The 11,042-nt window shown below is 63.6% G+C and carries 8 protein-coding genes and 2 pseudogenes; all 10 read right to left on the bottom strand.

The window, feature by feature from the left end; all coding sequences use genetic code 11:
- Positions 1-1,205 (bottom strand): annotated as a pseudogene (locus FZE95_RS19850) (excinuclease ABC subunit A); the annotation flags it as partial.
- A 19-nt stretch (positions 1,206-1,224) separates the two neighbouring features.
- Positions 1,225-2,042, bottom strand: a pseudogene (locus tag FZE95_RS19845) (excinuclease ABC subunit A); the annotation flags it as partial.
- A gap of 25 nt (positions 2,043-2,067) precedes the next feature.
- A complete protein-coding gene (gene nhaA, locus FZE95_RS18865; protein ID WP_011871462.1) occupies positions 2,068-3,933 on the bottom strand; it encodes a Na+/H+ antiporter NhaA in 1,866 nt (621 codons plus the stop codon).
- A gap of 54 nt (positions 3,934-3,987) precedes the next feature.
- Positions 3,988-5,301 (bottom strand): replication-associated recombination protein A, encoded by a 1,314-nt coding sequence (locus FZE95_RS18860; protein WP_023106336.1) that lies wholly within the window; start codon positions 5,299-5,301, stop codon positions 3,988-3,990.
- A 51-nt stretch (positions 5,302-5,352) separates the two neighbouring features.
- On the bottom strand, positions 5,353-6,660 hold the full coding sequence (locus FZE95_RS18855) for an NAD(P)/FAD-dependent oxidoreductase (protein ID WP_011871464.1): 1,308 nt from the start codon (positions 6,658-6,660) through the stop codon (positions 5,353-5,355).
- 16 nt (positions 6,661-6,676) lie between these two features.
- Positions 6,677-7,507, bottom strand: coding sequence for an S-formylglutathione hydrolase (fghA, locus tag FZE95_RS18850; RefSeq protein ID WP_150302349.1), 831 nt, complete (start codon positions 7,505-7,507; stop codon positions 6,677-6,679).
- Between the two features lie 58 nt (positions 7,508-7,565).
- On the bottom strand, positions 7,566-8,900 hold the full coding sequence (locus FZE95_RS18845; RefSeq protein ID WP_023106334.1) for a DUF3422 family protein: 1,335 nt from the start codon (positions 8,898-8,900) through the stop codon (positions 7,566-7,568).
- A 182-nt stretch (positions 8,901-9,082) separates the two neighbouring features.
- Positions 9,083-9,481, bottom strand: a complete 399-nt coding sequence (locus FZE95_RS18840) for a VOC family protein (protein WP_017514589.1) — start codon at positions 9,479-9,481, stop codon at positions 9,083-9,085.
- Positions 9,482-9,524: 43 nt separating this feature from the next.
- Positions 9,525-10,634 carry an S-(hydroxymethyl)glutathione dehydrogenase/class III alcohol dehydrogenase gene (locus FZE95_RS18835; protein ID WP_007182549.1) on the bottom strand — a complete coding sequence of 370 codons (1,110 nt, stop codon included), beginning with the start codon at positions 10,632-10,634 and terminating at the stop codon, positions 9,525-9,527.
- Positions 10,635-10,693: 59 nt separating this feature from the next.
- Positions 10,694-10,969, bottom strand: a complete 276-nt coding sequence (gene frmR / locus FZE95_RS18830; RefSeq protein WP_007182548.1) for a formaldehyde-responsive transcriptional repressor FrmR — start codon at positions 10,967-10,969, stop codon at positions 10,694-10,696.
- Between the last annotated feature and the right edge of the window lie 73 nt (positions 10,970-11,042).

Below are 11,042 nucleotides of genomic sequence, written 5' to 3'. Positions count from 1 at the left end.
CGTCCGGCATCATAGCGGCGGCGTCGAGCATCGGGCGTGGCAGCGAACAGCTTGCGCACATGGTCGAACAGGCCCGTGTAGGTGGCCAGGTTCGACCGCGGCGTGCGCCCGATCGGTTTCTGGTCCACCTGCACCAGACGCTGTACGGCGTCCACGTCGCCCGCCAGATGGCCGCCGGTCGCTTCGATCACTGCCGGCCCTTCGCTGGTGGCGCTTTCGGCTACATCGTCTTCCGGCTCGTGGCCCAGGTGCAGCAGCACCAGCTCCGGCAGGGCCTGCGCGACGAGGCTGGACTTGCCCGAGCCGGAGATGCCGGTGACGGCCGTCAGCACGCCCAGCGGAATGCGCGCATTCACGCCATGCAGGTTGTGGCGGTGAATGTCCTGCAGCTCCAGCCAGCCGGTCGCTTCGCGTGCCCGGCTTCCCGGCGCGGGGATCTCATCGAACAGGTAGCGTGCAGTACGCGATTCGGCAATCTTGCGCAGGCCATCCGGCTCGCCGCTGTAGAGCACGCGGCCGCCACGCTCCCCAGCATCCGGCCCGACATCCACCAGCCATTGCGCGCGGCGCATCAGGTCCAAGTCGTGCTCCACCACGAACACCGAGTTGCCGGCGTCGCGCAGCCGGTCGAGCGCGTCGTACAGGGCCTGGCTATCGGAGGGGTGCAGGCCCGCGGAGGGCTCGTCGAGCACGTACACGACACCGAACAGCAGGGAACTCAATTGCGTGGCCAGCCGCAGGCGCTGCAACTCGCCGGCCGAAAGCGTCGGCGTGGCCCGGTCCAGCGTCAGGTAGCCCAGGCCCAGCCCACGCAGTTGGCGCAGGCGTGCCATCACGCCACCGGCCAGGCGCTGCGCGGCGAGGCGCTTTTCTTCCGATAGCGCCGAGGTGCGGCGCACGTCGGGCGATACCGCATGGACGGCGCGGCCGGAGGCCGCGCGTTCGGCACGGTCGCGTCGGGTCGCTTCCTTGTCCGTAGCCGCCCCCGCTGCATGGGCGCGGAAATCGCCCTGGGCGATGGGTTCGAGCAAGGCCGCCAACTGGTCCAGCGGCATCTGCATGAACGCGCCGATGTCCACGCCGGCGAAGGTGACCGACAGCGCCTCGGGCTTGAGCCGCTTGCCGTGGCAGGTGGGGCACGGTTTGCCCTCCATGAACCGGGACACGCGCTTTCTCATCAACGCGCTCTGGGTGTTGGCAAAGGTGTGCAGCACGTAGCGCCTNTGGGTGTTGGCAAAGGTGTGCAGCACGTAGCGCCTGGCGCCGGTGAAGGTGCCCATGTAGCTCGGCTCCATCTTGCGCTTGAGCGCGGCGCGGGTTTCGGCGGGCGTGAAGCCGGCGTACACCGGCACCGTCGGTGTTTCCTCGGTGAACAGAATCCAGTCGCGATCCTTCTTCGGCAGGTCCTTCCACGGTCGGTCAACGTCGTAGCCCATGCTGACCAGGATGTCGCGCAGGTTCTGGCCTTGCCAGGCGGGGGGCCAGGAGGCGATCGCCCGCTCGCGGATGCTCAGGGAGGGATCGGGCACCATGATGGCCTCGGTCACCTCGTACACATGGCCCAGGCCGTAGCAGGTCGGGCACGCTCCCTGCGGCGTGTTGGGCGAAAAATCCTCGGCGTACAGCATCGGCTGGTTGGCCGGATAGGCGCCGGCGCGCGAATACATCATCCGCACCAGGCTGGACAAGGTGGTCACACTGCCCACGGAGGAACGCGCGTTGCTGGAGCCCCGCTGCTGCTGCAGCGCCACCGCCGGCGGCAGGCCGTCGATCGCATCGACGTCCGGCACGCCGGCCTGCTCGATCAGTCGCCGCGCATAGGGGGCCACCGACTCGAAGTAGCGTCGCTGGGCCTCGGCATAGATGGTGCCGAAGGCCAGCGAGGACTTGCCGGAGCCGGAGACACCCGAGAACACCACCAGCGCGTTACGCGGGATGGAGACGTCCACCTCCTTGAGGTTGTTCTCGCGCGCACCGCGCACTTCCACCATGCCGCTGGCCGCAGCGGTACAAGAGGATTCACCGAAAGAATTGTTTGGCAAGTTTTTATCCTGTAGTTCGTCCCGCTCAGGACGGGACTTCCTGAGTTCGGGTGCCGCGGCGGCTGGCTTCGAGCACTGCGGTGACAGTGCGGGCGTCGTAGCTGCCGCGCAGACGACGACCCTCGACGAAGAACGTCGGCGTGGCGTGCGCACCGCTGGCGACCGCACTGGCGAGGTCGCGCTCGACACGCTCGATCACCGCAGGGCTGTCGAGATCCGCGATGAACCGTTCGACGTCGAGCCCAAGCTCGGCGGCGTAGCCGATCAGATGCTCGCGCTCCAGCGCATGCTGACGGGTGAACACGAAGTCCAGCCACGGCCAGAACATCCCCTGGTTCGCCGCTGCCTCGGACGCCCGCGCGGCAATCGGCCCGTGCGGGTGGTGCGGCAGATGGCGCACCACATACCGCAGGTCGTCACCGAAGTGGGCGCGAAGATCGTCCCACGAACCGGTGGCGTGCGCACAGTACGCGCACTCGAAGTCCACGTACTCGACGAGTGTGAGCTGGGCGTCCTCCGGCCCGCGGATGTGATCGATCTCCGGATCGACCGGCGGCTCAAGCACCATCGGCAGGTCAGCGGTCTTCTCACCCCACCGCTGGGCGGCGACCTTGAAGATCAGCCACCCGAGCAACGTGGCGAACACCATCGACACGAGCACGCCGACCGTCGCCTGGCGGCCCAGGTCGGAGGTCGTGCCGAACGCGAGCCCGATGATCAGCAGCGACACGGTGAAGCCGATCCCGGACAGCGCCGCCCCACCGAACACGCTCCCCACCCCGACGCCCTCGGGCAGCCGGCCCAGGCCGAGACGGACGGCGACGAGCGTGGTGAGCCCGATGCCCAAGAGCTTGCCGAGCACGAGCCCTGCGATGACGCCCCACGTGACTGGCGAGCCAAAGGCCTCGGCGAGCAGCCCGCCACGCACGTCCACCCCGGCGTTCGCCAAGGCGAAGATCGGCACGATCAGCAGCGCCGTCGGCAGCCGCAGGAACTCGTGCAATCGCTCGTTCACCGAGATACCCCGGGACAGCCCGCAGTCCACCGCGCGGGCCGATGCGGCACTCGGCGACTGCCAGAAGTCACGGAACAACTGTCTTGCCGCAACGACCCCGTGACGTTGCGTCGCATAGGCGGGGATCAGCAGCCCCGCGGCCATCCCGGCGAGGGAGGCATGGATGCCGGAATACACGGTTGCGAACCACAGCACGATCACGATCAACACATACGGCGTCGCCCGCCACTGGCGGGTGCGCCCCAACAACCACAATCCAACGAGGCTGGCGAGGGCGATAAGCAACGGGACGATCCGGATCTCCTCGCTATAGACGATGCCGATGATGGACACTGCGAGGAAGTCATCGACCACGGTCAGGGTGAGCAGGAACACGCGCAACTGACCCGATAGCCGCGGGCCGACGATCGCCAAGGTGCCCAGCATGAACGCCGTATCGGTGCCGACCACCGCACCCCACCCGTGCAGGCCCTCACTTCCGGCTAGTTTCACGATCAGGACATACACCAGCGCGGGAAGCACGACTCCCGTGACCCCCGCGATCAGGGCGAGGCGGGCACGGCTGCGGTCACGGAGCGATCCGTGGGCGAACTCCTGACGCACCTCCAGTCCGATCAGGAAGAAGAAGACGACCATCAGGCCGTCGTTGACCCAGTGATGCAGATCCATGTGTAGGCGCAGTGGCCCGAAGTTGAACCCGACGTCTAGGTGCCACAACTCGAAATAGGCGTTAGATAGCGGCGAGTTCGCCCACACGAGCGCCACAACCGTGACGATCACCAGCAGCACCGCAGCGCCAGACTCCGTGCGTAGATAGTGGGCAACGCGTCTCCGTCTGATATGCGCCGAGGACTCACCAAAAGAAGAGGCTGGCATGTGCTTATCCTGTAGTTTGTGAGATCACGATGGGCAGGTTTCGGAGGCGACCGGTCAGGCGTCCGCCTCTGGCAGCGTCCCATCATCCAGCGAGCGCAGCCAAGTAAGCCATTCTCCCAGCCTGCGCTCAACACCTCTGTCCGTTGGCTGATACCAGCCCGGCCGCGCCACGCCCTCGGGAAAGTAGCTTTGCCCAGCGGCGTAGCCGTTGGGCTCGTCAGGAGCGTAGCGGTAGCCTTCGTGATACCCCATCTGCTGCATCAGCTTCGTCGGCGCATTGCGAAGATGGAGAGGCACAGGCAGGGAGCCGCTGTTCTTGACGAAGGTCTTCGCCTTGTTCCAGGCGGCATAGGCAGCGTTCGACTTGGGGGCGGCAGCAAGGTAGGTCGCCGCGTGGGCAATCGGTATTTCGCCTTCGGGGGAACCCAGCCTCTCATAAGCCAGCGCGGCATTGAGCGCCAGTTGCAGCGCCTGCGGGTCGGCATTGCCGATGTCTTCGCTGGCCACTACCACCATGCGGCGGGTCACCTGGCTGACGTCGCCGCTACCGTCAAGGATGCGGGCCAGCCAATACAGGGCCGCATCAGGGTCGGAGCCCCGTAGCGACTTGTGGAAGGCTGAGAGCTGCCAGTAGAACTCGTCACCGCCCTTGTCGAACCTGCGCAGCGATGGACTGGTGGACAGCTTGGCGGACTGGCCATCGACCACGGTCTTGCCAGCGCCCGACGCCGCATTCGTCACCTGCTCAAGCAGATTGAGGAAGCGCCTGCCATCGCCATCGGCAAAGCCCTTGAGCAGATCCAGCGCGTCCGCGTCCAACGTGACGCCCTGGAGATGCGGCAGTGCGCGTTCGTAGAGTTGGTTCAGTTCGTCGCTGGACAGCGGTTCGAGGGTATAGACCTGCGCGCGCGAGAGCAGTGCGGAATTGACCGCCAACCCCGGATGCTCGGTCGTCCCCCCCACCAGGGTCAGGAGCCCCGACTCGACATGGGGCAGCAGGGCATCCTGCTGCGCCTTGTTGAAGCGATGGATCTCATCGACGAAAAGCACCGTCGATCGACCATGGTTGTCCAGTTCGGCCTGGGCCTCGTCGATGGCTTGCCGGATGTCCTTCACCCCGGCCAGCACGGCCGAGATGGCGATGAATCGGCTGTCGGTCGCACTGGCGGCCAGGCGCCCTAGGGTGGTCTTGCCCACGCCTGGCGGCCCCCAGAGGATGAACGAGTGCAACTTGCCCGCCTCGAACGCGAGACGCAGCGGCTTGCCGGGGCCGAGCAAGTGCCGTTGCCCGACGAATTCGTCCAGCGTCTTGGGCCGCAGGAGTTCGGCCAAGGGAGGCTTGGGCTTTGTCGTGAATAGATCGGTCAAGTTCCTCTCCCTGGCATTTCTGATAGTTGACGTTCCGATAAGGTGGGCACCTCAATCCAGAGAGCCGGATTTATCCAACGCCGTGGGCTCTTTGTCGGCAATCGCATGCATGATGATGCGAGAGCCGCGGTAGCCGATGCTGTGGTTCCATACCCAGCTCAAAGCGACACTGAGACGATTTCGCGTGCCGATCAGAAAGTAGATGTGCGCCAGCTTCCAGATCCACCACGCAAAGGCACCACGCAGCTTCACCCGCCCCATGTCAATCACCGCCAGGCTGCGGCCGATGGTGGCCAGGTTCCCCTGATGCCGGTATTTGAAAGGCCCGTCAGCGGGCTTGCCCTTCAAACGCCGTCCAATCAGGTTAGCGACGTACTTCCCTTGCTGTTTGGCGGCCGGGGCGATGCCCGGCACGGGCTTCCCATCGGCCATGGTGCACGAGGCTGTATCGCCGATGGCGAAGACCTCCGGGCGACCGGCCACCGTCAGGTCAGGGCCAACGACCACTCGACCAGCACGATCAGACGCAGCGCCCAACCAGCGAGCCGCGGGAGACGCCTGGACTCCGGCGGCCCAGACGATGGTCTTGGCCGAAAGGGGCTTGCCGCCATACACCACGCCGTCGGCCGAGCATTCGGTGACCGGAGTACCCAGCACGACCTCGACCCCGAGTTTTTCGAGTGCCTGGCGCGTATAGGCCGAAAGATCCTCTGGAAAGACCGACAACAGACGCGGGCCAGCCTCGATCAGTACAACCCGCGATGTGCTCGGGTCGATCGAGCGGAAGTCACGCGCCAGCGTGTCTCGTGCCAGCTCGGCGATGGTTCCGGCCAATTCAACCCCGGTGGGACCACCACCGATGATGACGAACGTCTGCAGCGCGGCACGCTGCTGAGGATCGCTCGTGCGCTCAGCTTCCTCGAAAGCCGCGAGGATTCGGCCCCGAATGGTCGTGGCATCTTCCAGCGTCTTCAACCCCGGCGCGAAAGCCCCCCATTCGTCGTGTCCGAAGTAGGCATGGGTAGCACCTGTCGCGAGCACGAGCGTGTCGTAGGTTTGCCGCATTCCATTGTTGAGAATGACCTGACGCGCGTCCTGGTCGATACCTTCCACTTCCGCCATCAAGGTGTTCACTTCCGGGCGATTTCGGAAGAGATAGCGAATAGGCCAGGCGATCTCGGATGTCGAAAGTGACGCACCTGCGACCTGGTAAAGCAAGGGTTGGAACAGGTGATGATTGCGCCGATCGATGATCGTCACATCGACCTCGACACCAGCAAGCTGGTTGGCAACCTCGATCCCGCCGAAGCCCGCTCCGATAATGACGACGTGATGTCGGTTTTTGGAGGTCTTTGTCATGACCTGATCTCCTCTCTCAGCGTTTCAGCGCCGATGCGTGGTGTGCCATATGCTCGCCAATGAAGCTGGCAATGAAGTAGTAGCTGTGGTCGTAGCCTGGGCGCAGATTCAACGTGAGCGGGTGCCCCGTCTCGTCGCAGGCTTTGCGCAGCAGGTCGGGCTGAAGCTGGCTCTCCAGGAACTCGTCGCCCAAGCCCTGATCAACCAGCAACGGCAAACGCTCCTGCACGGTGCGAATCAGCTCCACGGTGTCGTACTGCTTCCACACTTCCCGATCGCTGCCCAGGTACGCCTCGAAGGCCTTGTGCCCCCAGGGAACCTGGGTGGGGGCGACGATGGGCGAGAAGGCCGAGACGCTTCGATAACGGCCCGGGTTGCGCAGGACGATGACCAGAGCGCCGTGTCCTCCCATGGAATGGCCGCTGATGCTCCGCTCCGCTGTCACGGGAAAGTGGGCCTCGATCAGCGCCGGCAATTCCTGCACGACGTAGTCGTACATCCGATGATTCGCAGCCCAGGGTTCCTGTGTGGCGTTGACGTAGAAACCCGCCCCCTGTCCGAGGTCATAGGCAGGATCGTCGGCAACGCCTTCGCCGCGAGCACTGCTATCGGGCGCGACGACGGCAATGCCATGTTCGGCCGCGTAGCGCTGGACGGCGGCCTTGGTGATGAAGTTCTGCTCGGTGCAGGTGAGGCCTGAAAGCCAGTACAGCACCGGCACCTTGCCGTGCTGTGCCTGCGGAGGCAGATAGACGCCGACCTTCATCGTGCAACCGAGCGTCGTGGATTCATGCTGATAAACGTCCTGCCAACCATCAAAGCTGGCGTGATGTTCGATGCGTTCCATGTAGTTCTCCTATGTTCAAAGGAACGGCGCAGCTCTCGCGCGCCAGGACGGCAGCTCGTCAGGAAGATTTCTCTTCCGCTGCCGTGTCGCCGTGGGCGTGTCTGATCCTGCGCACGATCCACCAGATCGTCAGCATCACCGCAGGCACCAGAACCGCCATCACCGGCGCCACGCTGTCGTGAACCATCGGAATGCCCTTGAGCAAATAGCCGAGAAGACTCACGACGTAATAAGAAATTGCCGCGACCGACAGGCCTTCGACGGTTTGCTGAAGGCGCAATTGCATCTTGGCCCGGTTGTTCATCGACGCAAGCAGATCGCGGTTCTGGCGTTCAAGCTCGACGTCGATCCAGGAACGCAGCAACGCGATGGCCCGGGTCAGCTTGTCGGAGAGCTTGGTCTGGCGCTCCTTTACGGATTGGCATGTCCGCATGGCGGGAGCGATGCGACGCTGCAGGAAATCCGCCCAGGTGCAGTACCCGGATACGGCCTCTTCCGAAAGCGCTGCCAGCCTTTCCTCGACGATCTCGTAGTAGGCACGACTGGCGCCGAAGCGATAGAGATTCGCCGCAACGCCAGCTTCCAGTTCGGCAGCCAGGCCGGTCAATTCGGACAGCAGCACGTCGCTGTCGCGCCGTTCCACCAAGCTCGTACACATCTCGTCGGTGATCGCCGCAAGGCGCGACTCCATGCGCCGCAGCTCCGACGTCATCGACCGCGTCAACGGCAAGGACAGCAACGCCAAGGTACGGTAGGTCTCGATCTCCAGCAGACGTTGAGCCAGCGCACCCGCCCGCGCCGGGGTCAAATCGCGGGCAAGGACGAGGATCTGCGTCAGGCCATCCTCATCCTGTCGGAAGTCGGTGAGGATGGCGGCAGAGCCGTTCTCCACCAGCGAGTAGCACAGGCTGGCAGGATCGAAGCGATCGGCCTCCTTCTCCGTTTCCGGCGTCCATGGAAGAAGTCTCAAACGGATGCCGGATACGACCGGGCCGGGAGGAACAAATCCATGCTTGAACGGATTTTCGCCGCACGGCTCTCCCGTCTCGGAATCCAGCGAAGCGCACCAGAGATACGTTGAGAACTCGGTGTGCTTTTCACAGTGCAGGTCTCCCTCATCCCATGTCATGCCGTGAAGCGGCGTAGCGTGGTCGGGCTCGGCAACGCCGAAGCGATGAGACAACTCACTCATCGCCATCTGATCCCTGGCCTGATCGCCTTCGGTCATGAAAGCGAGCTGCAATATGCCGCGGGGGGCCTGAATCAACAGATGCGGGCGCGCATGCACTTCACCCACGGCCGCAGCACGATCGGCATAGGCCGGCATGCCGTACACGGTGGCGGTCGGGGCGGGTTGTACGGTCGTCGCATTGATGTTGGCCGGCTCTTGCATAACGACCTCATTTCTCATTGGTTGAAAAACACGCTTCAAAGCAAATGCCCGCAGCCATGCGTTTCGCACATGGCTGCGGGCCGATCTTCATGAGCAGGCACCGCTCTACACGGTCCGTCTAATAGGCTCGCCGTATAGAGGCTTGTGCTGGCCCTTTCAGAACGCCCTCAGCTTCCTTGCTTTCAGACGAAGGTGTACGAGCAGACCTTGTTGCCCGCCGGATCACGCAGGTAGGCCGCATAGGCACCCGGCAGGTGACCACGTGCGCCAGGCTGGCCCTCGTCGGTGCCGCCTGCGGCAAGGCCGGCAGCATGGAAGGCATCCACTTCGGCGGGAGTGGCGGCCGCAAAGCCGATCGTCACGCCGTTGCTGGAGGGCGCTTCACCATTGCCCGGACGGGCGATGATGAAAGCCGGCTTTTCGCGACCGAAAAGTACCCATCCGTTGTTGAAAGGACCGAGGTTCTTGATGCCAAGAGCACCCAGAGCGGCGTCGTAGAACGCGACCGACTTCTGAAGGTCGGCAGCGCCGATAAAAATGTGCGAAAAGATGCCATCGCCAGAAATGACAGGAGTGGACATGATTAATTTCCTTGGTGGTTGGTGTTGAATGGGTAGTGGGCGGTCAGTAGTGGATCACCGTGCGAATCGACTTGCCTTCATGCATCAGGTCGAAGGCCTTGTTGATGTCGTCGAGGCCCATGGTGTGGGTGACGAACGGGGCGAGATCGATCTCGCCTTTCATTGCGTCCTCCACCATGCCGGGAAGTTGAGTGCGGCCCTTGACCCCGCCGAAAGCCGAGCCCTTCCAGGTGCGACCGGTGATCAACTGGAACGGGCGCGTCGAAATTTCCTTGCCTGCACCAGCCACGCCGATGACGATCGACTGGCCCCAGCCACGATGTGCTGCTTCTAGTGCCGAGCGCATCACGTTGACGTTGCCGATGCACTCGAAGGTGTGATCGACACCCCAACCGGTCATCTCGATGAGAACCTCGTGAATCGGCTTGTCGAAGTCCTTCGGGTTGAGGCATTCGGTCGCGCCGAAGGTACGAGCCAGCTCGAACTTCGCTGGATTGGTGTCGATGGCGATGATGCGACCTGCCTTGGCCTGGCGTGCCCCCTGAATCGCAGCGAGCCCGATGCCGCCGAGGCCGAAGATGGCCACAGAGTCACCCGGCTGAACCTTGGCCGTGTTGTGAACAGCGCCGATGCCGGTGGTCACACCGCAACCCAGCAGGCAGACATGCTCGGGATTGGCGTCCGGGTTGATCTTGGCCAGCGAGACTTCGGCCACCACCGTGTATTCGCTGAAGGTCGAGCAGCCCATGTAGTGGTAGATCGGCTGGCCGTTGTAGCTGAAGCGGGTGGTGCCATCGGGCATCACGCCCTTGCCCTGGGTGGCGCGCACCGCGACACACAGGTTGGTCTTGCCGGACTTGCAGAACAGGCACTCGCCGCACTCGGCGGTATAGAGGGGAATGACGTGATCGCCAGGCTTCACGCTGGTCACACCTTCACCCACCTCCACGACGATACCCGCACCTTCATGACCCAGCACGACCGGGAAGAGACCTTCGGGGTCGTCGCCCGACAGGGTGAAGGCGTCGGTATGGCAAACGCCGGTGTTCGTGATCTTGATGAGCACCTCGCCCTTGCGCGGCGGCTCGACGTCGATCTCGACGATTTCCAGCGGCTTTCCTGGCCCGAAGGCAACTGCTGCACGTGATTTCATGATGTCGCTTCCTTTACTAGCTAACTAAATTTGCCCTCACCGAGGGCACCCTGGTGCCTCTACCGCAGATAGGAGCGGACGATAGAGATGGTCTCGTCAATGGACTTGTTCTGCGAATCGCTCCTGATTTCGCTACTGGGAAACTCTTCCCGCAGATAGCTCTCCAGAACGGTTGCCATCAATCCGTTGACTGCCCCACGAACGGCCGCAAGCTGCTGAAGAATTGCAGGGCATTCCGCACCTGCATCGAGCGCTTGCTCAAGAGTCGCTACCTGACCTTTGATGCGCCGGATGCGCGTCAGGGCTTGCTTCTTTTCTTCCGGGCTGTGTGGCATCGAACACCTCTCTACTTGGGTACACCGCCGCATTATACAATACTCCACCATAGTATATGCGGCCGAACTTCGC

The organism is Pseudomonas profundi (assembly GCF_008638305.1).
Taxonomy (GTDB): domain Bacteria; phylum Pseudomonadota; class Gammaproteobacteria; order Pseudomonadales; family Pseudomonadaceae; genus Halopseudomonas; species Halopseudomonas profundi.
Note: the sequence above shows the minus strand (reverse complement) of the source record. Positions and strands in the feature narration are given on the sequence as shown.